Genomic DNA, 22,242 nt, shown 5'->3' on the forward strand with positions numbered 1-22,242 from the left:
CCGCCAGCCTCTAGATGCGGCGGCATGGAACTCGCCTTCATCAAATGCCACGGGTCTGGCAATGATTTCGCACTGGTCGATGCGCGCGATCCCGCGCTGGCCGGGCAAGACTGGGTGCCGGTCGCGCGGCGCATCTGCGACCGCGCCGGTCCGGTAGGTGCCGACGGCATCCTGTTGCTGGTGCAGGGCGACAAAACGCACGCCTTTGGCATGCGCGTCATCAACGCCGATGGCAGCGAGCCGGAAACCTGCCTCAACGGGCTGCGCTGCATCGGCCGTGCGGGCCTGGAAGCACTTGGCCTTGAAAGTGCGAGTGTAAAGCTGAAGACCAGCAGCGCAGGGGTCGAGCGCCAGCCCGAGCTGGCACCGGGCGTCGTCACGGTCCGTACCATCGCCGGCCCCGCGTCAAGCGATCCCGGCGATGTCGGCCTGCGCGTTCCTGCGCCAGTAATCGACGCAGCGGTTCCAGGTCTCCCCAGCTCGCGCGCCTTCACTGCGCTCGCCATGCCCAATCCGCACCTCATTACCTTCGTCGATAGGATCGATGTCGATGAGCTGGTCGCACTCGGCAGCTGGTGCGAGGCCAGGCCGGGCCTGCTCGCCGATCGTGCCAATGTGAGCTTCGTCGAGATGCGTGACGATGGCCTGTTCGTCCAGACCTTTGAACGTGGGGTTGGCCTCACCAACGCCTGCGGCACCGCGATGGGCGGGGCTACTCATGCCGCGGGTCTTACTGGCCGCGTACCGTTCGGGCAGGCGATCACCGTCCACAACCCGGGCGGCAAGGTTCGCGTGACGGCTGAAGGGCCGGACGGTAGCGATCGCGTCATCATCGATGGCAACGCCACCTTCATCTACGAAGCGACGATCGAGATCGGTGATGAACTCGGCCCGCTGAAGATTACCAGGGACCGCGCGGCAGAGGAAGCCGCCTGGCGCCTCGCCACCCGCTGACACCCGCGATCATTGCCGTTTGCTGGTGAATGATGTCCCGCCGACCAATCCCCAGCGCGTCGCAGCGCCGGGTCATGGGCGCGCGGTCATCCCTTTAACCGCGCGGCATGCCAGGCGACATGCTCGGGCAGGAAGGTCGAGATGAAGTAATAGCTGTGATCATAGCCCGGCTGCATCCGCAGCGTCAGGTCGATCCCGGCCGCATCGCACGCTTCGCGCAGCAATTCGGGCTTCAACTGCTCGGTCAGAAAGGAATCCGCATCCCCCTGATCGACGAGCAACTCGGTCACGCGCAGTCCGTCGGCGATCATCGCGCACGCATCATAGGCCCGCCAATCCTCGCGGTTCTCGCCGAGATAGCCGTTCAGCGCCTTCTCTCCCCAAGGGCAATCCATCGGCGACACGATCGGCGCGAAGGCGCTGACCGACTTGAAGCGATCGTGGTTGCGCAGGGCGATGGTCAACGCGCCATGTCCGCCCATCGAATGGCCGGTGATCCCCTGCCGCGCCATGTCCGCGCAGGCGAACTCGCGCAGGATCAGCGCCGGCAGCTCATCCTCGATGTACGAGCGCATCCGGAAATGAGTCGCCCACGGGTCCTGCGCCGCGTCGACATAGAAGCCCGCGCCCTTGCCGAAGTCGTATGCCGCGTCGTCCGGCACCTCGTCCCCCCGCGGTGAGGTATCCGGCGCGATGAAGATGACGCCATGCTCGGCGCACGCCGCCCGATACTCTCCCTTCTCGGTCACATTGGCGTGCGTGCAGGTCAGGCCCGACAGATACCACAGCACCGGCAGCTTCGCCCCTGCTTCATGTTCCGGCACGAACACCGAAAAGGTCATCGGCGTGCCCGTCATGGCGGAGTCGTGCCGATAGACACCCTGAACGCCGCCATGCGCCTTGTTGGTCGAGAGCGTTTCCATCGCCTGCTATTTCCTTGTCATTGTCCGATCAGGCCGGGCGATGGATCGCGCAAAGCTTGTTGCCATCGGGATCCCGGACGTAGCTCAAGTTCATCGGGCCGAGCGCACCGCCATCGCGCGGCCCCGGGCTGCCTTCGATCGACTGCCCGCCATGGGCCACCGCGACATCGTGGAACGCCGCCACCTGCTCGGGCGAGTCGCACTTGAACGCGATGGTCCCGCCATTGGCGTGAGTGGCCGGCTGGCCGTCGATCGGCTCGGAGATGCAGAAGGTGCCGCCATTGTGACGATAGAACAGCCTTTTGTGCCCGCTCGCCGCGACGTTTGGGATAGCCTCTCCGGCAAACCCCAGCGCACCCAGCACGGCGTCATAAAAGCGCTTCGACCGATCGATGTCGTTCGATCCGACCATGATGTGATTGAACATCGCCCTCTCCTGTCAAGTGCTGTTCGCAACGTCAGCGGACAGCGTCGCTCGGTCAATACACGACGACGCTGCGGATGCTCTCGCCCGCGTGCATCAGGTCGAACCCCTTATTGATCTCTTCCAGGCTCAGCACATGGGTGATCATCGGGTCGATCGCGATCTTGCCCTCCATATACCAGTCGACGATCTTCGGCACGTCCGTGCGCCCCTTCGCGCCGCCGAACGCGGTGCCGCGCCAGTTACGCCCGGTGACCAGCTGAAACGGCCGTGTCGCGATTTCCTTGCCAGCTTCGGCCACGCCGATGATGATGCTCGTGCCCCAGCCGCGATGGCATGCCTCCAGCGCGGTGCGCATTACTTCGGTGTTGCCGGTCGCATCGAACGTGTAATCCGCGCCGCCGTCGGTCAGCTCCAGCACCTTGGCAACCGTCTCTTCGCGCGACAGCCCGCGCGAATTGAGAAAGTCGGTCATTCCGAACTGCCGCCCCCAGACCTCGCGATCCGGGTTGATGTCGACGCCAATGATGCGCCCTGCACCCGCCAGCTTCGCGCCCTGGATGACGTTGAGGCCGATGCCGCCCAGACCGAACACGACGACATTCTCGCCTACCTGCACCTTGGCGGTGTTGACCACCGCGCCGACGCCGGTCGTCACGCCGCAACCGATATAGCAGCTCGTCTGGAACGGCGCGTCGGTGCGGATCTTCGCCACCGCGATTTCGGGCAGCACGGTGAAGTTCGAAAAGGTCGAACAACCCATATAATGGAAGATCGGCTGGCCTTTGTATGAAAACCGCGTGGTCCCGTCAGGCATCAGCCCCTTGCCCTGCGTCGCACGGATCGCGGTGCACAGGTTCGTCTTGCCGGACAGGCACGACTTACACTGGCGGCATTCCGGCGTGTAGAGCGGGATGACATGGTCGCCCGGTGCCACGCTCGTCACGCCCGGGCCGACCTCACGCACGATGCCGGCGCCCTCGTGCCCCAGCACGCTCGGGAAGATGCCCTCGCTGTCGAAACCGTCCAGCGTATAGGCATCGGTGTGGCAGATGCCGGTTGCCATGATCTCGACCAGCACTTCGCCGGCCTTGGGGCCTTCCAGGTCCAGCTCGACGATCTCGAGCGGCTTCTTTGCCTCGAACGCGACGGCGGCACGGGTCTTCATGGGGCAGGCTCCTTTGCTGCGCGCTCAATGCCAAGCCGGCTGCGCCGATGCCACCCCGAAAAGCTCAGATGACCTCCATCTCGGCCTTGTAATGATGCCACGCCATGATTGCCGCCGCCCCGCGATGGGGCCGCCAGCTTTCGGCGATTTCACGCGTCGCCTTCTCGCTCGGCCGCTCCGCCAGCCCCATGATCCGCCCGACCTCGATCTGCACCGCCAAGTCGCCCGCCGGCCAGATGTCCGGGCGCCCCTCAGCGAACAACAGGTAGATTTCGGCGGACCATCGCCCGATGCCTTTCACCCGCACCAGCTGCGCGATCGCTTCCTCGTCATCCTCGGGCAGGTTGTGCAGGTCGAGGCGACCGCTCGTCACCTCGTTCGCCAGGCTGCGCGCATAGCTGGCCTTCTGCCGCGACATCCCCGCTGCGCGCAGCGCCTCGTCACTCGCCGCGGCGACCAATGCGGGATCGGTCAGGTCGCCCAGCCCCACGCTCAGCTTGTTCCAGACCGATGCGGCTGCCGCGACGCTGACCTGCTGGCCGACGATCGTTCGCAACAGCGTTGCGTAACCCGTCTCGCGCAGCCGCGGCGCGGGGTAGCCAACCCGCGCGATTGCCGCCGCCATCAGCGGCTCGATTTCCGCGATCGCGTCCAACGACGCCTTCAACTGCTCGGCGTTCAGGCCCATTCTTGCCATCCTTGCAAATCCCCGGCATGTGCGCGCCAACTGGAGGAGATCGTCATGCCCAAGCTTATCGTCGTCACGCGTGAAGGAGAAGAACGCGCCGTCGAGGGTGAAGCGGGCCTTTCGGTCATGGAAGTGATCCGCGACAATGGGTTCGACGAACTGCTGGCCCTGTGCGGCGGCTGCTGCTCGTGCGCTACCTGCCATGTGCATGTCGACCCGGAATTTGCGGCCAAACTGCCGCCGATGAGCGAGGACGAGAACGACCTGCTCGACAGCTCTTCCGACCGCAACGAGACCTCGCGTCTGTCCTGCCAGATCCAGTTCACCAGCGCGCTCGACGGGCTGAAGGTCACCATCGCAGCCGAGGATTGATCGAGCCCCTCTCCTAACGGGAGAGGGAAGGATCACCCTAACGGCGGCACCCTGACCACTGCCATCGGCGCGTCGCTGCTCAGCGGCGTCGCCTTCCACGTCACCGTCCGGCGTTCGCCCGTGCTGGTCGCGCCGCCCCGTTATTCTGGCTCACGATCTCGCCGTAAGACCGACGCGACTAGCGCAAGCGCGATCCCCTTCGCTGATCGTGGCATTGCCGCCTCAGCGGGCCGCCGCGGCGTACAGTGCGACTGCCGCCGCGTTCGATACGTTCAGGCTCTCCATGCGTGGCGAGATCGGCAGTCGCGCCAATTCGTCGCAATGCTGCGCGGTATTGTGCCGCATCCCCTCGCCTTCCGCGCCCAGCACCAATGCCGGCCGCGTATCGCCCATGACCTGCGCGAGCGTCCCCTTGGCCTCTCCTGCCAGGCCGATCCGCCAGAACCCCGCCTCGCCGATCTCGTCCAGCGCGCGCGCCAGATTGACGACCCGTACCCACGGTACGATCTCGAGCGCGCCCGATGCGGATTTGGCCAGCGTGCCCGACTCGGGCGGTGCGTGCCGATCCTGCGTGATGATACCCAACGCATCGAACGCGGCCGCAGAACGCAGGATCGCCCCGACATTGTGGGGATCGGTCACATGGTCCAGCACCAGCAGCGGCCGGCGATCGCCCGCACCCTGCTCCAACAGGTCGCCCAGCCAGATCTCCTCCAGCGGATCGACCTCGATCACGATGCCCTGATGTGGCGCATCGCCAGGCACCAGCCGCGCCAGATCGGCCGCTTCGGCATAGGTGATCGGCACCACCGGCGGCAGCTCGAGCGCGCCGATGACCTCGCGCGTCCCCCATACCTTGCGCACCTTCCGCTCGGGGTTGGCCAGCGCTGCGGTAACCGCATGTCGGCCCCAAAACCGTGGCTTGCTGCTCGATTGCGTGGAGGGCCGATGCCCGCGCCGTGATCCTCTGTTCATGAGGGTGCGCTTAGTTTGTTTCCGCGTTCAGCGGAAGCGGCACGACCAGTTCGGCTTGCCGACCCGAAGAAAGTGGATGGAGCGGGTAGCGGGAATCGAACCCGCGTATTCAGCTTGGAAGGCTGCTGCACTACCATTGTGCTATACCCGCCCATGTGTGTCACCTCGCCCATAAAGGGTCATTCTGATTTTGCAACACAGAGGGCGAACGCGAGAACGACCGACGGCGCCTGAGTCAATTTCGCTCCCATAAGCGGTCATTTTGTTCACGGTTCGCCGCCGTAGCTGCGTCAGCGACCTAGAAGGCGGGCAAGAAAAAGCCGGCGAAAACGCCGACAGTGCATTCACAAGACGCTGGCGGACTACGGCCCGCCGTAAATCTGGCTCATCGCAGCAATTGAGTCCGCAACGCTGTAGAGGCGTCTCGGGCACCGACGACCGCCGTAGCGGCGGACGACATAGTTGCAACGGACAGTCGGCATCGAGACGAAGTCGACGAGCGGCGATCCGGGCCACAGCTTCGACAGCAGGTCCGATATCCTCGATGGCTGAAAGAATGCATCCCGAGCGCGGAGGCCGCGGACACGCCTGATGAGCGGCGGCACGTCAGGCTGCTCCGGATTCGCCTTCTTCCTTCCGAATCCTTGCATATTTCTTGGCAATTGCGCCTCGGCTTGCCTGCGAAGGTCGGAACTCGAGATGCACAACGCAGCCAAGCCGGTGCGATCCGGTCTAGCCGACGGGCTCACCCGGATGGCACCCGAGAGCACGTCCCGGATCGCGTTCGCGCGACGGTAGTATGGATTGAACGGTTTCGAACTGCTCCACTCCTCGACCTCGATCGCGTCATCCAGATCGTGTGTCGGGAGTCCGGCCAAGGATTCGAGCGTCTGTTCGACGGAGGCGAGCGAGACCTTCTTGTCGACCATCGTGACAGCTCCGGCATTCACCCAGCTGTAGATGCCCATCGGATTCTTGATCCGTCCCTCAAGACGCCGCATGGCGTCCGCGACGTCGATCGCGAGGTCGCCTGACGTCTCGGTCTTCACACGCCTACGGCCGTCGATGTAGATTCCCCGCTCCCGCAGCAGCCAGCCTTCGAGAGCGTCATCGACCACGCTCACCAAGCCACCATCCAGCGATTGCAGGCGACTCAGGAGGCGGTAACCCATCTCGGTCGCGAACATACGCCGGACGGGATGGTCGAAATCAGCGTCGCCGTTCCGGTCAGCGAGCGCCTCGAACAGCGGGTCGGCCGACTGCGGCCAATCGGACATCACGACGTGAGCCGCCTCCATCATCCGCACAGCGCGGCTGATACCCAGGTCCGCGTCCAGCATAACGCCCCGATGAACCTTCGCGCGCTGACCTACACGGGGGTCATCCGCCTCGGAGCTGGTTGCGAGCAGACCGATCTTGGCGAAGACCGCCAGCAGATCATCGAGGGACAGCTCCTCGAACTCCACGGGCAGCAACCGGCTCCGGTCGGTGTCGAAGAAGCCGGCAGTGCCTCGCAACGACGCGTGCGACAAGATGGCGCCCGAGGTCTCGACCGCTCCGCGCGGCGCATGAACCGTCTTCATTTCGGTCATTTCGCGACCGCAGGCGCAGGCCCATGGTTTCGTCTTCCGGTTGTGCCAGAGCGTCTCGCCGCACTCGTCGCAGGCGTCGACCAGCAGGTTGCCGTGCACCGGACAGGCGGTGACCAGGTGAAGCTGCCACACCTGCAGATGGAGGCGGCGTTCGGGTCCGTTCGCCTCCGCGAGGCAATGGGGGCAGAACCGCAGATCCTCGCTCCGCACCTGGGTGGCACGGACACCGATGTTCATAAGCGAGACGACGTCCTTCTCGCTGCCATACTCCTTCGCATACCACCGCATGTGCTCGAGCCGGTCGAGCGGCTGCCCGGCGGCCGAAGCCAGCTTCTGCCACTTGGCGGTCACGCTCCTGGGCCCGAACGCGGTGAGGCCGAGGGCATGCCGAAACGTGCTAAGGGTGGCATAGCGCGTGCAGCAAGCGAAGCGGCGCTCGAATCCATAGAGGCTCTCGCCGACGACCGGGAGCGGTCGCCTGGGGAACTCGCTCGATGGCTCCTCCATCACTTGAACAGGCCGTTACGGTCGAACGGATTGCCCTTCACGCCGACCAGCTTGGGTAGCCGGTGGTATCCCGCAGCCAGGTCGTCCCAGACGACCACCTTGCCCTTGTTGCGGATCGCGCGACACACCGCGATCTTGAGCAAAGCACGGAGGCGGCGCAGGTTGCCATCGCAGCAGACGAAGAGGTTGAACGCCGTCTCCTCCTCAGCGAGATTCGAACGCTCGTTGAACGGCATCTGCATGTCGATTTTGGCGAGGATCGCACGCCAAGCCTTCCTGCTCGCGGCGTCCTCCCAGTCATACTTGGTGATCTCGACCGGCTCCTCGCACAGGCTGTAGAGCTGGTCGTCCGCCTCGATGATCTGCACCGTCTCGGGCATGCCGGAGAGCACGAACGGCACGTTCGTCGTCTTCAGGATGTCCTTGAGCCAGTCGGCCACCGCACTCTTGCCCTTGGCGCCTTCCTCGCGAACGTGCTGGAACTCGTCGGCGATCACGAGCTCGGTGCGCAGGTCGACGAGCAGCTCCTTGATGCGTTGGGTGAGCGCGGTGCGGCTACCCCTCATCGAGGACTTTCCCGCAAGCGCCGCCAGGAAGACCTCCGCCGAACCCTTCAGCGTAGGGCTTGGCGGGAACGATACGTAGACGACTGGCCGCGTGATCGTGACGACATTGTCCTCCTCGATCGTCTCGCGCGGGTTCTCGGCTGCATAGATCTTCAGAAAGGCGCTCTTGCCGACGCCCTTCTCGCCGACGATGACCAGGCACATGGCCTCCGCGCCCTCCTTGCAGCCCAGCCGCAGCTCCTGCATCGCATCCACGAAGTCGGTCGTGAGCTCGCGCGGAACGAAGATGCCGTTCAGCGCCTCGCGACGCTTCGCGTCCGAGACCACATCCCAGTTCACGCGGCTCGCGGCATTCTCCTTGCTCTCCATCACGCTCTCACTCCTTCGCTGTAGAAGTCGATATCGTCGCCGGAATCGTTCACCGGCGTCCGGGGCTTGGCCTTGCGGCGCTTCCCAGCCGGGGCCGACGTGCGAGTATCTACGACGGCCGGATCGCTCCGGCGGGTGTATCGGGGTGTCGCGGTCGCCACCTTCTCTTCCAGATCCGCGAGATCTTCATCCTCATCGAGGTCCGGCTCCATCTGCGAAGGGTCGGGGAGACCGTCGTTCGCCGGCAGGGGTGGCCCGCCCCGCTTCGGCCCGGCGGCCGCTGCGGCAGCCTCAACTGCCGCCGCCTGCCGCTTGTCCTCGAAGCTGCCCTCGGGCGTGGTCCTGACGCTGTCGCCGTAGGGTGCCACACCACCGATCTGGCGGATGCGCGCGGTCCTGAGCGTGCTCCGGACCTTGGCCGAGCCAGGCATGTCGGCGTCCATGTCCGCGATCAGCTTCACCTTGGCCCGGTCGAGGGCCGCCAGATCGACAGCCGCATCCGCCTTCTCGCGCGCCGCTTTCACAATCGCGTCATGGGCCCAGACGGAAAGCCCATGCGCGTATTCGGTTGCGCGCTTCTCGACCGGTACCCGCATGTGCATCGTCTCCTGACCCCGCGCGTGCGGCAGGTAGACCTGGACGTGGTCGATGTTGGACGGGTCGTATCGGAAGCGCACGACGACCTTGCCGCGGGCGTTCGTCGACGCTTTCAGGAAGGCCGGATTCGAGAGGAGCGCGTTGAACTCGTCCGACTGGAACAAGAGATGCTTGAACTTGATCCCGTCGCGTCGGGCGATGCGATGCTCCACTCGCCCGAACAGCGGCAGCAGCGCGTCGGCGTTCTCGACCTGGTGCGGACGATAGGTCTCGATCTTCTCGTTCCACAATCGCATCGGCACGTCGCCCGTGCCGCCGTGCTTGCGCTGCATGACGATGTCGACGATCCAGATGTGGATCTTCTCCAGCAATTCCTCATAGGTGATCACTGCGTTCTTCTTCGGGTCGTAATCGTCCCGATCGACGATGTTCGAGAAGGTAGTGCCGCGCTGCTCCTGGAGCAGGTCGCGGTTCAGCGACCCCAACCGGCGCTCGATCTCGCCCTTGAGCCGCCCCTTCCGGCCGGCCTTCGCCTCGACGACCTTGATGGGCAGGTCCGCGCCCATCGCGCGGATGTCGTTGTTCAGCGCCTCGGCGCCGCGGTCCGTCGAGATCTTCACCGGCACACCGAACACCGGCCATGAGCCCTCAACGTCCCAGATGCCGGCGTCAGCATAGATGCGGACGTAGTTCTTCGGGAACACCCCGTTGCGCAGGACCTGCATGACCGTGTGAGTGCTGGGCGGATCGAACCCGACGTGAATGCCCCATGGCGCGCCCGTGCAACGGTCCTCGCCGAGGCCGATGGTGGCCCGGCCGAGCGGCGCTCCGCTCAGACCGTCGAGCACGAACAGGTCACTTGGCGTGTGGTCGATCTCCACCTCGTCGAGCGGTGCCTGCGGACGCGCCCTCCGCTCTACCGGGCCCAGAGCCTGGTAGGCGGCGTCGGGACCCTCGCGTGCCGCAATCACGTCCTTACGAGGCAGGCTGGCGATCGCCGCCTCCACCGCCTTGCGACCGGGCAGCGACAGCTGATCCTCCGGCCCACGGCCCTCGTTCTCGGTCCTGACAGCATGGCGGGCCGCGCCGAGCGTGCTCTCGACGGAACGCCGCTCCCTGGTGAGATAGACGTCCTTGATCGCCTTGTGGATGATCTTGGACACCTCGAAGCACACCCGGTTACTGCGGTTGCCCTTGAAGCCATGCTGCGGCACCAAGTCGCCAACCGTGATGCGGTCGCCGAGACGGCCCGCGCCGGCCGCACGGCGCCTGCCCTTCTTCCACCAGCGCCTGACGAGATATGCCGCAGGCGGCTGTGGGTCTCCGATCCGAACAGCGACGTCAGCGATCGCCTCCTCGACCTTCGAGGTCGGGGCATGCCAAGTCAGCCCGAGCTGGACGAGCTCGTGGACGTATGCGTCCTTCCGACGGCCGTCCTCGACCACCGAACGCGGCAGCTGCGCAAGGTCCGCCCCCGCTGCCGCATGCTGGCGATCCTTCGCGCTCGCCCCAGCGCGCACGATACGCGCTTCGCGCTGGCCGATGAGGCCCGCGATCTCCTCGTCGGTCAACGTCTCCAGCTCCACGCCATTGGCGAAGTCGACGACGTCGCCGCGCCGCCGCTCCGGCGTCCAGTCGCGGTCACGCCAGGACAGGATGTCTCCCTTGTTGAACACATACTGCGGCGTGCGCGCCTGCACGGTCGTCCCGGTCACAGCCGCACCCCCCGGAGCGGAACGGACAGGAACGGGCGCACGAGCCTGGTGGGCGGCGGCACGGCGATGGCGGACTCAACGGTGCCGAACGGAAGCGTGCGCGCCCGTGCGGGGCCGGAGAAGCGGTTCCACAGCAGACTGTCGATGTTCAGCGGCACCGCCACGTCGAAATCGATCAGACGACCAGCGATCAGCGACAGCAGATCCTGCCACGCGATGCCCCTCCCGCGCCGGCGGACCCGCTCCAATACGACGCGCGCGGGAACGACATCCTGGCTCACGACCTCGGCCACGCGCAACCGGAGCTCGTAGTCGAGCTGGTGCTCGGGGCGGAGGTGCCGCCAAAGAAGGTCGGTGTTCGAGGCGAGCGGCTCGGCGAGCAGCGCACTCTCGCGGGAGACGCTGTAGCGCCAGTGCGCATGCCGCTCGACCTCCGTCCGAACCGCCAACAGCTCGCTGGCGACCTCGGGATCCCAGCATTCCGCGTCCTGCTTGACCTCGTGCAACTCGGCCCGACCATCATACATCACCGCGAAATCCGGCGCGCGGCGCCTGATCCGCCCATCCTGGGCCACGCGCAGCCACGAAGGCTGCGACCGAAGCCGGGAGACGCCGGGGTCGAGCTGCGCGACTCTCGCGAAGCGCTCCTCCACGCTCGATTCCACCTCGCGCATGCCGAGGGGCAACGTCGAGTAGACGAGCGCCGTGTTGCGGCGCCTCGCGCGCGTATGGATCCTGCGCACCGGCGTGGCGCTCACCGTGATGCCGTGAGGCCAGGCATAGTCGTCGGGAGTGACGAGCCGCTTCTTCGTCATGATAGGACCGATCGATCGATACGGACCGGCCGGCGCGCAGGCGCCGGGGACCGCCCCGGAGACGCTCCGGGTGAAGTATTTCTGCGAGACCGACAGGCTGAGGCTTGACCGCGATTCGCGGTTGTGAGATTCTTCCTCTCGGCCGACTTGGCTGGGTGAAAGTCCGTCAGGTCATCGTTGAGTTCCTTTCTTGGCTGGCGGGGTGCAACCCGCTGGTTGGTCTTCGAGGGCTGTCTGGAATCGACTGAGCCACTGCGGGGTCGTTCGTTGGCGCGAACGGCCCCGCCTCATTTCACGGGATGCTCCATCCCTCCTCTCCGTGTCCGAGCTTCCCGGCCCACCTCAGCTTCGAGAGGACCGGCGACAGGCTGGTCCGCCGGACATACCGGCCGAACTCCTTCTCGATCCGGGCTTGAATATCGCTCGCCCGAAGCGGCCCGCCCGCCTGGGTCACGACGGTCAACACCATCTCCCGGATGCTGCGTGCCCCGCGCAGCCGGCGATCCGGAGGCGCGTCACCGGAACGAATATCGAGCTCGCGGATGTATGCCTCCGTCGCACCGATCATGGCATCGACCTGTCTCAGCTGCTCCATCAGCTCGTCACGCTCCGCGCAGAGCTGCTCCAGATCTGCGATGCAGGAGCTGCGCCTCCTTATGAGCACCTTACCGGCGAATCTGTCGGCCTTTCCCATGTCCTCATCAATTCATTGACTCAGAGTTTAAGTCAACATGAGAGTTGGACTCTAGAGTCCAACTTACTTCTACTCTCGAGTTATTTAGTCGTATCCTCGTTGATGATGTAATTTCCGGCGACGTCGTATGTGGCGAAGTATTCTGCGCCGAGATCGACATAGAAGCCGAAAAGCCGCTTCCACCGGGTCACAGCCAGCGCTGCGTTCAGGGCGTTGAGTTCGACCACTTGAATGTTGGTCGAATACGGATCGTCGTCGATGGCGCCCGCCATGGGGATGCGGTTCCGATCCCACACGTGGTCGCGCACCTCCGCGGTGCTCGTGGTCACCCGCAAGACACCCGTCAGCCCGTCGTTTCCGGCCTGCAGTCCCATGCCGACGTCAACGAAAGCGACGCCGCGGTCCTCGAGTCTATCGATCATGGGCCGCTTAGCCGAAGGATCGTCCAGGCAGAGGAACACGAAATCCATCCCGTCGAGCAGATGCGCAGTGGTACAGCCCATCCTCACCCGATGCGGCACGATACCCCGATGCAGCCGAGAGTAGATCCGGTCGAAGTGGTCGACCTTGGCGCGCCGTTCCGCAAGGCTGTCACGCGAGGCAGCACCGGGCGCCCTGAACGCGTTGTGCTGCAGGAACAGGTCGTCGTCGAACAGATGGATGCGGGCTACGGGCGTCTTGCTCAGGAAGTCGAGCACATACCCGCCGGTGCCGCCGAGTCCCACGATGCCGATGACCTGGCCGGCCAGTCGGTCTGAAAGATTGCCGATGCCGCTTCGAGAAGTCGCCGTGTCGACATAGTGGAAGGGGGATTCCGATCCATCCGCGGCGACGATTCGCCCGGTGCGGGCGGTGGCGGACGGATCGAGCGCGACCGCATGGCTCGAGATCTGATGGACGAAGGTCACCATCTTCTCGTGATAGTCGACGAACTCGCGCCCGATCGGCTTGCTGCAGAGCCAATGGTCGACAACCAGCCCGCCGCCCAGATCGCGCCGCTGATGCTGCGCATGAACCATGTTGACGAGCGGCCGTCCTTCGCGGTCGCAGGGGAGCGCCCCGGCAAACCAGGCCTGATGGTCGCGGGGCGCGATGGTCCGATCGCCGGCGAGATCCAACGTCGACACGAGCTGGCCCCGCCGAACCCGCCGATACCGATCCACGTAAGGCACGTCGCGCACGACCAGATACCCGGCGACGATGGCCACTTCGTAGCCATCGTCGACCAGGCGCTGCAGATCGGCGCTACGACTTGTTCGTGGCGCTGACATTGAAGACCTCACCCCGCCGTGCGGTGATCGCCTCCTGCGAGAGCAGCGAGCCTTCCGGCCTGTCGGGCGGACCGCGCCGATAGGTGACGGTCAACGCCCTGCTCGACGCCGTCGTCAGATCGGTGCCCGGAAAGGCCAATCCGACGAGGTCCTCGAACGTGACGTCGGGACGATCGAGCAATACGGTCCTGCCGTTGATGACCACGGGCACGGAAGCGTGGTCCGGCAGCGCGTCGCGAGCCTCGACATGGGGCGGCCACGGCGTCGTCAGGTCGATGACCGAGCCCCGACGCAGCGAGGTCTCGCCGCCGTCGAGGTATAGTTCGACGTCCTCGCCGATGCCCCCGATCCGCCGAACGTCCGTCTCGGTGATCGCCGGACCGCCCCAGTCCCACATCAACCCGGCGACGCGCAGGTGACGGAGCGTTCCATCGCGGAAGGTGCGGAAGGCGGGACGCACGTCCGCCTGGATCAGCACCGGCTGATCGGGCGCGACATGGGCGGCGCGCCCACCGTCAACCCTGATCACGATCCCGTCCCCCACGCCGGACAGGGCCAGCAGCTGCGCTGCGGTTACTTCCGCCGAGCTCACTGACTGCACCCTGCCGTCCACATCGATCTCGAAACCATCGTTGTCGTCCATGTCGATCTCCTTCCTCATTGTTCGAATTGGGCATCGAGCCACTGGCATGCGTCGGCGTAGATCCTCGCGACGGACCGCTCGCCGCGAAACCGGGCGAGGTAAGCCAGTCCGTCCTCGGCGAGCGCGCCGACGCGATCGACGACGCCTCGATCGACCGCCGCTTCGGCCAGGATCTCGACGAGGTGAAGCGGGACGTCCTGACCTTCCGGGAAGCGGAGGGGAACCGGCTCAAGCAGACGCAGCAGCGTCGGCGTCAGCGCCGCCGGCTCCTGCACCTGGATCATCCAGTTCACGTGACGCAGGTCGACCGTCGCACCGCAGGCGTAGTCCACCCACCGTTCCGCCGTCGCAGAATCGATCATCCGCGCCAAATCGGTCTGTCCGGCCGCATCGAGGTCGTCGATGCCGCAGACGCTGACGATGGGGTTGGCGCAGCGCGACACGGCCATGGCGAGAACAGGCGCCGACGGCAGTATCATGTCCGGCCCGCATGCGGTCGGCTGCAGCTGCTCGATGCCGAACGCTCCGCCGACCGTCACGCCGACATGCGGCAACTCGGCCTGGCTCGCGATCCGGCGCGCGACGTGCGTGCGTCCGACCCCCGCAGGACCGCTCAGCATCAGCGGGGGAAGCGTCAGCCAGTCGGCCCCGGTCGCCTCCTGCCGCAATACCGCGCGGTCGATCACGCCGCGCAGAGACGACTGCCAGCCGAAGCCCAGGTCCGCGGTCAGCCGCCTGCGGATTCTGTCCCCGCCGCCACACAGCGGAAGCGCCGCGTCCAGGCCCAGCGGCATCGCGTCGGGCGTGAAGCCTTGAGCCACGAGGACCGACGCCGGCCCTTCGAAGGGGCGTTGCGCAGGCAGGCCGACGGCCAACGGGCCGCCGTCGGGAGCGGCCGCGTTCATTCGCCCCTCCAGAACCTGAGCGGGCGGCGACCGCCCGAAGCCAGGCCGCGGCGCTTCACGTCCGCCTCCGTCTGTCGCATGCCGGCAATGACCACGCGTTCGAGCGCGACCGCCCCCTCGGCCGCGACCAGGGTGCGAAACTCGGCGAAGCGCGGCCTCTGCCAGCGCATCCAGTCCAGCACGCGCTCGCGCTCCCACTTCTCGGAAAAGCGCATGACAAAGAACGGCTTGTCCTCGTCCCCGCTTTCCAGCGACAGGCCGGGGCGCTGGTTCTTGGAATCGAGGATGAAGAGCTCGATGCGCTCGTGCAGCCGGCGGCGCTCCTCGGCCTCGAGCCGCGCGGTCTCCTCCTGCACCGCGGCCTCATCCGCATCGCGGCGAGCGCCCTCGACCACGATGGCGGAGACGGCCTGGTCGCCGAACAGGAACGCCAGGCGCGCCCACAACGACCACTGATCGGGTCGCCTCGTCATCCAGTCGAAGACCTCGCGGGCCGACCGGGGATCGAGATGGGCGTCCCAGATGGCGTCGCGCCGCCCGGCATCCGGCGCAACGCGTCTGACGAGCAGCACCGATCCCGCTTCCGCGTCGACGGCGGGCCAGCAGCCCGCGCCGACGTCGGGCGCTTCGACGAGCAGCGCCGTGCGGTCCGCGGCGCGGCGGTCGCGGCGGTGGCCGGCGGCGGTCACAGGAACCTCGTCGTGGCCGAGATCTCCTCGAACGTCGGCCCGAGCGCCCTCGCCGAAGTCGAATAGCCGTTGGCCGCCAGCCAGAACTCCTCGCGCCCGCGCTCGTCGTCGGTGACCTCGGTCCACCAGGTCTTGCGGGCGGGGTCCCAACGGTATCCGCGCGACCGGAGCAGGTCCTTGACCGAGAAATCCGCGCCCACGGCGCGCACCACCCAGCTCGGCCTGGCGGAACGCTCGAGCAGATCGGCGAGCGCGGTCCGGCCGTCCTCGAAGGGGTGACGAAGGAGCTGGATCACCGCATCCACATCGGCGCCGGCCCGGTGGCCATCGTGGAACCAGCCTGCCTGACAGAGCAGGAAGCCGAGGCTCCGACCATCGAAGCCGCGGCTGCGCCAGTCGACCTGCTCCATGGTGCAGGCCCAGGCGAGACCCTGTGCCCCCTCGAGCCGACGCTCGACCCAGCGACGGTCGAACCGACTGTGGTGGGCGATCACGATGGTGGCCGATCGCAGCAGGCGAACCGCAGCCTCGTCGTCGATGATCTGACCGGCGACGTCCTCGTCGCGAAGGCCGGTCAGCATCGCGATCTCCGGCGGGATCGGCTTTCCCGGGTCCTCCGTCCATTCGTAGGCGCGGTCGATGTGGGTGATGACGCCCTGATCGTCATACCTGAACCGGCGCATCGCGAGTTCGATGATGGCGTCGCGTTCGACGTCGAGGCCGGTGGTCTCCACGTCCAGCACCAGTCCGACATGCGGACCCTTGGCGATGCCGTCGCCGGTGGGCCCCTCCTGCACTTCGAGCTTGTGCAGGAGGCGAACGGACGAATCGCCGCCTTCCGCGGGCGCGAGTTCGCGCCCGACGTTCGAGAACGTCATGGTCTGTCTCCATTCGGGTTGGGATGGGTTGCTAAGGGGTCGGCGCTGCGGCCACGGTGGCGAGGATCAGGACGGGAGGCGCTGCTCGACCGTGATGTCCAGGCCCTCGAAGCTCGCGCGCCGCCGCCGCCGGCCCACCGCGATCAGGGTGTCGACCACCGCAGGCGGCACCATGCCCATGGTCGCCGGGCAATCCGGATCGAACCCGACGCGGATCTCGGCCTGCGCAGCAGCGGCAGAACCGAACCTTGCGCGGATGCGCTCGCGGACCACGGCGGCCGACGGCGCCAGCGAAGCGTGGAAGGCGTGGAGCAACTCCCCGCCGCGAGCGATCACGACGACCGCGCTATACAGACGCAGCCGTGGAGCGCTAGGCGCGCCGCCCGAAACGTCGCCGCGGGCACCTCCGGACCAAGGCCCACCAAAGTCATCCCCGCTGAGGTCGTCGGCGAGGATGGCATCGATACGCGCCGGAGTCGCATCGAGGCCGATGGATAGGCCGTGCAGCAGAACGGCGCGCAGGCAGTTGTCCCGGTCGAGGCAAGCCTCCAGCGCTGCCGATCCGCGGAAGAGACGGCGGGGCGCCAACATCCACGCCATCGGATCGTGGCCGATACCTTCACGCTGGAACCGCGCGCCCGCCTCGGCGGCGACCAGCGCCACGCGGGTCAGGGCCCGGCGGGAGGTCGTGACCACGGCATCGGAACTCTCGTCCGCATCCAGGGGATCCAGATACTCGACCCAGGTGCCCGCGGTCGACGCCGGGACGGTCTGGAATTTCGCATTCAGAGTCATGGCGTTCATGGCCTCGCTCCCGTCGCCGATGGTTCTAACGCAGACCCACCCGATCACGGCGACCAATGATCGGACCGAACAAATGTAGAACCAGTTCCGATTATTTCAATCCTTCTAGAAATGCCGAAACGTATTTTGATGGTTAACGGCGCGGCAATCACCGCCGGCCGGATCATGAGCGCTTGCAGCGGCTGACGCTTCGACTATTCTAGTGGAGTGGAAAAGATGGAAGCGATCGAGGTGATGAGCGCGCTGGCCCAGCCGACCCGGTTCGAGGTCTTCACACACCTCGCCCGAGCGCAACCCGACGGACTGGCGGCCGGAGCGCTCGCCGAGCGCATCGGCACGCCGGCGAGCACCATGTCGGTCCACCTCACGATCCTCTCGCGGGCGGGGCTGATCTCGTCGAGCAAGGTCGGGCGCAAGGTCATCTACAAGGCGGAGCCCGCATCGGTGCGTGATCTGGCGCTCTTCCTGATGAACGACTGCCACCTGGGCGACGAGGATCCGGGCTGACACGGCAGTTCCGGAGCTCGACAGCCCACCGACCTGCGACGGCGGTCTGCCGTCGACAGGTCGATCGCGCTCAGCCGCAGGCGAACGCGGACAGAGCGCGCCAAGCCGCAGTCAGGACGCCCGCCTCCCACGCGGCGAAGACGACCAAGCCGGCCGCCACCAGTCCCGCTACCCAGTTGGCCGCCCGTTCCACGCCGTCATATACCTTGCGAGCCTCCTTCAACGGCGTTCCGGCGAGCGCATCGAATTCCGAATCAGACAGATAGGCGTAGCCCTTGTGGCGCCACTGCGCGCGCGCATCCGCGGCGACCTTGAGGAAGGCCCGGCTGCTCTTCACGGTCACCACCTGGCTGACCACGATGTAGGCGGCGACCAGGAGCAGGACGATCGAATAGACCGGCGTCGCCGTCGACTTGGTCGCGTCCATCGACAGCCGAAACGCGATGGTGACGATCGCCACCGCCACGTCGCGCCACAGGCCGCTGCTCAGGTCCCGCGTCTGCTGCGTGACCTTCCCGATCTCCTCGGCCAGCGTCTTGCGCAGATCGGAAAGGCTCTTGATCGTCTCGCGGCTGCCATGCTGGACATGGGCGCGATACGCCAGACCGGCGCTCTCCAGCGCGACGGGCAGGCGCCCCGGCAACCCCGCCGCCAACGGCTGCTCGTCACGCCATTCGCGCGCGAGCTCACCTGCCAGCAACGTATGTCGCAGCTCGACGTCGCGGCCCTCCACGAACAGCCAGCGCGCCGCTTCCTGGAGAGCGGTGAACGACTCGACCGTCTCGTCGCCGTCGCCGAGATTGAGACGACGCGTGGGCGAACCAGCCAGCACGACCCGCGTGGTGCCATCCACGTCGTAGATCTCGCTCGCCAGCGACCGACGGACGGCATCCGCAGCCGCCCCGCGCCACAAGAGGAACGGCTCGTCTCGACGATCCGGGTCGCCATCCAGCAGCCAACTGCCGATCTCCGCCGGCGCCCGGCTGTCCCCCGCGATGGTTCGCGCGAACCGCCGCGGCGACGGATACGCCGAGGCGGGCCGCGGCGCGGCATCCACGTCGCCCGATCGCCAGGGGACGGTGTTCACGCCGAGTGTCACGATCGGTTCGTTCAGGCCCAGCAGCCGGATTTCGGACACGTTCGGCGAAGCATCCACTACGGCCAGCGCCCGGCGCAGCCCTTGGCTCGTCGCAACGCGGATGGCGTTCGCCGGCTGCCCGATCTCGAGCGTGATCCGCAACGGCTCGCCGGCGAGTTCCGACAGATCGGCGGTCGTCAGGTCATGGGCGTCGCCCAAGTCGTCCCGACACGTCAACCGACAGCCCTGGTCGGCACAATCCAGAGCAACCGCGCGCCACGCCGACAGGGCGGCCTCGTCGGGCGTGCCTGCGACCGTCAGCGACCCGATGGATTCGCCGACGTCGAGTGCGCCCGAGGCGTCAAGCGCCGCCGATACGTCCAAGGGCATCGTCGTCGTCCACCGTGACACGCGCGGTCGTGATCCGGATCTCGGTATCCCCCGTGTCGAGTTCGCGCCGCTCGATCCGGTTCCTGACCTCCTCGTCGAACAGAATCTGGATGCCCTCGATTGTCTCGATCCGCTTGCGCGACGGCTTGGGGATCGCGGTCGGATCGACCCTGAAGGTCTCCTCGTCCAGACGCTGCGCCGTCAGCTTCCGCTTGAACGTCTTCCGGACGGGGGAGTCGTCCGGAAGCATGCCGAAGATCGAGTCGAACAGCTGGCCCTGCGTCTCGGGCCCGAACTCGCGCGTTGCGCGCAACTGCTCGTTGATGCGGCGGGCGCCGCCCTTCACGATGTCGGGATCGAGATCCGCCCTGTGCTGTCTGAACACCTCCTTGAAAACCCGCTCGGCCTTCTTCGTGAACTCGGCAGGCGTGGCCGCACGACGCACCCGAAGGAACTTCTCGAAGTATTCGGATATGCCGTCGGGCCGGGAGCGATCGCGCACCATCAACTCGCCGTCCTCCTCGCCGAGCCGCACCAGCGCGATCTTCTGCAGGGACTCGCGCTTGGTCGAGAAGGTCTGCCTGAACTCCTCTAGGATGGCGCGCCGCTGGCCATCGCGGTCGGCGATGTCGTATTTCAGCACCTGGTCGTTGTCGTACTTGACCAGCGCGAACAACCGGCGGTCATCGACCGTGCTCAGCAGGAAGAGGAAGAACACCCCGTCGATCGAATTCCTGCGGTGCTCATGCTGGAACGCGCCGGCGAGCCGCTCGGAACCGGTCACGAACACGGCGTCGTCGCCGCCGATCTCGCGCAGCGTCGCCATCGTCGGCGAATCCTGCATGAACCTGTAGGCGTTGCCGCCGAGCGCCGATTTGATGCGCTTGAGGAAGAACTCGGTGAAGATCGGCGGGTCGAACTCGGCGAGCAGCACCGGCTCCTCGAGATCGGGCCCGACCACGTGGAAGATCATCCGGTCGATACGCAGGTCGTCACGTTCGGCGTCAGTCAGAAACGGCATCGCATCCCCCTGACGGCGATCATGCAGCACCGACGGGCATCTGCCAATCGCGACACCGACCCCACGCGCGGACGTCACCCGAATAGGTCCGGATGAGGATCAGCGCCGGTCAGCTCGGCACGGGCCTGCTGCGCGGCGCCGACGGCCTGCCGATAATGGACCGTGCGATAGCGCTCAGCCTCGTCGAAGCCGACCGGCGCCCAATCCTCGCTGGGATAGCACGCGTCGTAGATCGCCCGGGCAGCCGCGCGCAGCCTCTGGTCCTGCATCATGTCCTCAACCTCGATCCCGAGTCGCCTTTCGATGACTACATCTTGAGTAGAACATAGAGAGAACAGAAATCAATATCGATACGACCGTGCAGGTCGGGAAGCAGGCGTTTGGCAGCCGCAGCGCCGATGCCCTACGCTGCCCGCATGAGCACCATCAGCGTCCACGACCTCAGAACGCGCATCGCCGAAATCGTCGCGGGTAACAAAGCCTATGACGTCCCCGCCGTCTGCACCCGGCTCGGTCTTGCGCCCGGCACGAGCGACGAGGCGATGCAGGGCAAGTTCCGCTACGTGAACTCGCGCCTGCTCTCGCAGCCGACCGCCCGGCTCGCGGAGATCGGGCAGGACCTGCTCGGGCAGGTGTGGGACTTCTGGTTGGCCGAGCTGGTGGCTAAGGTGAGCGAGGAGCGGACGCCTGCGGTATCGGTGCTGACCCGCCGCCGCATCATCGAGGTCTTCGACGGACAGCCGCTGTGCCCAGGATATGACGAGCTGGAGTTTCTCGAGCAGTTGTGGCCGATCACGGCCATGCCGGCGGTGTCACCTGACGACGACGTTTGGGGACGTCTCTCGCTCAAGGACGACATCGTCCAGCACACGATTCGCAACCACGACTGGAGCAACCGGGAACTGCTTGAACGCCTCGGCCTGCTCGACGCGTCGAAGGCGCTGCTCTTCCGCTTTCTGGAGGCCGCGGTGCATCCGACCGCCATCGACGAGGCCGGTCAGAAGGACCGGGTCGAGAAAATCAACCGGCACCTGCAGCACGACGGCTACCGCCTGTCGCGGAGTGGTCGGATGTCGGGCAGCCCGGTCTACACGGTCGATGCCGCCTCGATCGGGACGCCTGCAGATGCCGCGATCTCGGACATGTTGGCCAAGTTCGAACCCGAGCAGGTCCATGCGCGTTGGACCGCGGCCCTTGACCGCCGCGGCGACGATCCCGCCGGGGCGATCACGTTAGCGCGAACGCTGCTGGAGGACGTGTGCCGCTGGCTGCTCGACGACCTCGCCATACCGGCTGCGGACCAGGACGATCTGCCGGCGCTCTATCGCAAGCTGTCGAAGGGGCTGAAGCTGGCGCCCGACGATCACAGCGAACAGGTCTTCAAGCAGATCCTCGGCAACTGCCAGTCCGTGGTCGAGTCGTTGGGGGCCCTGCGCAACAAGCTGGGCGACGCGCACGGGGGAGGACCGAAACGTGCACGTCCCGCGGCGCGCCATGCGGAGCTCGCCGTCAACCTGGCAGGCTCGATGGCGACATTTCTGATCGCAACGTGGGACGCGAAGCGGAGCATACCGATCGGGACGGCGGTCGACGGGTGATCCGCCGGACGACGGACCAGCTCGCAGGTCAACTTCACGGCAATGCGCTCGCGGCCACATATCGGCGATCGCCATTGATCGGGATATTCCGATACTTCT

23 protein-coding genes and 1 tRNA gene are annotated in these 22,242 nt (G+C 66.2%); 4 read left to right on the top strand and 20 right to left on the bottom strand.

The window, feature by feature from the left end; translation table 11 throughout:
• The first annotated feature begins 24 nt into the window (after positions 1-24).
• Positions 25-954, top strand: coding sequence for a diaminopimelate epimerase (gene dapF, locus BFL28_RS00245; protein ID WP_069318636.1), 930 nt, complete (start codon positions 25-27; stop codon positions 952-954).
• A gap of 86 nt (positions 955-1,040) precedes the next feature.
• Here the strand turns inward: dapF and fghA are convergent, their stop codons facing one another.
• The 4 genes from fghA to BFL28_RS00265 all read right to left on the bottom strand — a co-directional run bounded on the left by fghA (position 1,041) and on the right by BFL28_RS00265 (position 4,157).
• The gene (gene fghA, locus BFL28_RS00250) at positions 1,041-1,877 is read right to left on the bottom strand and encodes an S-formylglutathione hydrolase (protein ID WP_069318637.1); all 837 of its coding nucleotides are present in this window, start codon (positions 1,875-1,877) and stop codon (positions 1,041-1,043) included.
• A 28-nt stretch (positions 1,878-1,905) separates the two neighbouring features.
• Entirely contained in the window at positions 1,906-2,304 is a 399-nt protein-coding gene (locus BFL28_RS00255; RefSeq protein WP_069318638.1) for a VOC family protein, read from the bottom strand.
• 52 nt (positions 2,305-2,356) lie between these two features.
• A complete protein-coding gene (locus BFL28_RS00260) occupies positions 2,357-3,469 on the bottom strand; it encodes an S-(hydroxymethyl)glutathione dehydrogenase/class III alcohol dehydrogenase (RefSeq protein WP_069318639.1) in 1,113 nt (370 codons plus the stop codon).
• Positions 3,470-3,533: 64 nt separating this feature from the next.
• A complete protein-coding gene (locus tag BFL28_RS00265; RefSeq protein WP_069318640.1) occupies positions 3,534-4,157 on the bottom strand; it encodes a DNA-3-methyladenine glycosylase family protein in 624 nt (207 codons plus the stop codon).
• 54 nt (positions 4,158-4,211) lie between these two features.
• Between BFL28_RS00265 and BFL28_RS00270 the strand changes: the two genes are divergently transcribed.
• Positions 4,212-4,529 (top strand): 2Fe-2S iron-sulfur cluster-binding protein, encoded by a 318-nt coding sequence (locus BFL28_RS00270; protein ID WP_069318641.1) that lies wholly within the window; start codon positions 4,212-4,214, stop codon positions 4,527-4,529.
• 222 nt (positions 4,530-4,751) lie between these two features.
• On the opposite strand, the gene rlmB is transcribed toward BFL28_RS00270, so the two are convergent.
• The 13 genes from rlmB to BFL28_RS21225 form a co-directional block, all read right to left on the bottom strand.
• Positions 4,752-5,504 (bottom strand): 23S rRNA (guanosine(2251)-2'-O)-methyltransferase RlmB, encoded by a 753-nt coding sequence (rlmB, locus tag BFL28_RS00275; RefSeq protein WP_069318642.1) that lies wholly within the window; start codon positions 5,502-5,504, stop codon positions 4,752-4,754.
• 77 nt (positions 5,505-5,581) lie between these two features.
• A tRNA-Gly gene (locus BFL28_RS00280) sits at positions 5,582-5,655 on the bottom strand.
• Between the two features lie 211 nt (positions 5,656-5,866).
• The gene (locus tag BFL28_RS00285) at positions 5,867-7,603 is read right to left on the bottom strand and encodes a TniQ family protein (RefSeq protein WP_069318643.1); all 1,737 of its coding nucleotides are present in this window, start codon (positions 7,601-7,603) and stop codon (positions 5,867-5,869) included.
• Entirely contained in the window at positions 7,603-8,538 is a 936-nt protein-coding gene (locus tag BFL28_RS00290) for a TniB family NTP-binding protein (RefSeq protein ID WP_069318644.1), read from the bottom strand. The genes BFL28_RS00285 and BFL28_RS00290 overlap by 1 nt, the downstream gene beginning before the upstream one ends.
• A complete protein-coding gene (locus tag BFL28_RS00295) occupies positions 8,538-10,850 on the bottom strand; it encodes a Mu transposase C-terminal domain-containing protein (protein ID WP_069318645.1) in 2,313 nt (770 codons plus the stop codon). The genes BFL28_RS00290 and BFL28_RS00295 overlap by 1 nt, the downstream gene beginning before the upstream one ends.
• Positions 10,847-11,665, bottom strand: a complete 819-nt coding sequence (locus BFL28_RS00300) for a hypothetical protein (protein ID WP_069318646.1) — start codon at positions 11,663-11,665, stop codon at positions 10,847-10,849. Before BFL28_RS00300 ends, BFL28_RS00295 begins: the two co-directional genes overlap by 4 nt.
• Before the next feature lie 292 nt (positions 11,666-11,957).
• A complete protein-coding gene (locus tag BFL28_RS00305; RefSeq protein WP_069318647.1) occupies positions 11,958-12,359 on the bottom strand; it encodes a hypothetical protein in 402 nt (133 codons plus the stop codon).
• Between the two features lie 80 nt (positions 12,360-12,439).
• On the bottom strand, positions 12,440-13,630 hold the full coding sequence (locus BFL28_RS00310) for a ThiF family adenylyltransferase (protein WP_069318648.1): 1,191 nt from the start codon (positions 13,628-13,630) through the stop codon (positions 12,440-12,442).
• The gene (locus tag BFL28_RS00315) at positions 13,605-14,273 is read right to left on the bottom strand and encodes a multiubiquitin domain-containing protein (RefSeq protein ID WP_158011608.1); all 669 of its coding nucleotides are present in this window, start codon (positions 14,271-14,273) and stop codon (positions 13,605-13,607) included. Before BFL28_RS00315 ends, BFL28_RS00310 begins: the two co-directional genes overlap by 26 nt.
• Positions 14,274-14,287: 14 nt before the next feature.
• Complete coding sequence (locus tag BFL28_RS00320; RefSeq protein ID WP_069318650.1) at positions 14,288-15,178, bottom strand: P-loop NTPase family protein; 891 nt, start codon at positions 15,176-15,178, stop codon at positions 14,288-14,290.
• Positions 15,175-15,867 (bottom strand): hypothetical protein, encoded by a 693-nt coding sequence (locus tag BFL28_RS00325; RefSeq protein WP_069318651.1) that lies wholly within the window; start codon positions 15,865-15,867, stop codon positions 15,175-15,177. The genes BFL28_RS00320 and BFL28_RS00325 overlap by 4 nt, the downstream gene beginning before the upstream one ends.
• Positions 15,864-16,745: a 3'-5' exonuclease gene (locus BFL28_RS00330; protein WP_069318652.1), complete on the bottom strand. Its 882-nt coding sequence runs from the start codon at positions 16,743-16,745 to the stop codon at positions 15,864-15,866. The genes BFL28_RS00325 and BFL28_RS00330 overlap by 4 nt, the downstream gene beginning before the upstream one ends.
• A 66-nt stretch (positions 16,746-16,811) precedes the next feature.
• A complete protein-coding gene (locus BFL28_RS21225; protein ID WP_069318653.1) occupies positions 16,812-17,549 on the bottom strand; it encodes a hypothetical protein in 738 nt (245 codons plus the stop codon).
• Between the two features lie 216 nt (positions 17,550-17,765).
• Here BFL28_RS21225 and BFL28_RS00340 point away from each other — a divergent pair, with 216 nt between their 5' ends.
• Entirely contained in the window at positions 17,766-18,056 is a 291-nt protein-coding gene (locus tag BFL28_RS00340; protein ID WP_241527163.1) for an ArsR/SmtB family transcription factor, read from the top strand.
• 70 nt (positions 18,057-18,126) lie between these two features.
• Here the strand turns inward: BFL28_RS00340 and BFL28_RS00345 are convergent, their stop codons facing one another.
• The 3 genes from BFL28_RS00345 to BFL28_RS00355 all read right to left on the bottom strand — a co-directional run bounded on the left by BFL28_RS00345 (position 18,127) and on the right by BFL28_RS00355 (position 20,814).
• Positions 18,127-19,353 carry a hypothetical protein gene (locus tag BFL28_RS00345; RefSeq protein WP_173655647.1) on the bottom strand — a complete coding sequence of 409 codons (1,227 nt, stop codon included), beginning with the start codon at positions 19,351-19,353 and terminating at the stop codon, positions 18,127-18,129.
• A gap of 142 nt (positions 19,354-19,495) precedes the next feature.
• Positions 19,496-20,458 (bottom strand): nucleoid-associated protein, encoded by a 963-nt coding sequence (locus BFL28_RS00350; protein WP_158011609.1) that lies wholly within the window; start codon positions 20,456-20,458, stop codon positions 19,496-19,498.
• A gap of 161 nt (positions 20,459-20,619) precedes the next feature.
• Positions 20,620-20,814, bottom strand: coding sequence for a hypothetical protein (locus BFL28_RS00355; RefSeq protein WP_420911743.1), 195 nt, complete (start codon positions 20,812-20,814; stop codon positions 20,620-20,622).
• Between the two features lie 147 nt (positions 20,815-20,961).
• On the opposite strand from BFL28_RS00355, the gene BFL28_RS00360 reads away from it, so the two are divergent.
• A complete protein-coding gene (locus BFL28_RS00360) occupies positions 20,962-22,143 on the top strand; it encodes an abortive infection family protein (RefSeq protein ID WP_206599048.1) in 1,182 nt (393 codons plus the stop codon).
• The last annotated feature ends 99 nt before the right edge of the window (positions 22,144-22,242 follow it).

This window comes from Sphingomonas turrisvirgatae (assembly GCF_001721295.1).
GTDB lineage: Bacteria > Pseudomonadota > Alphaproteobacteria > Sphingomonadales > Sphingomonadaceae > Sphingomonas > Sphingomonas turrisvirgatae.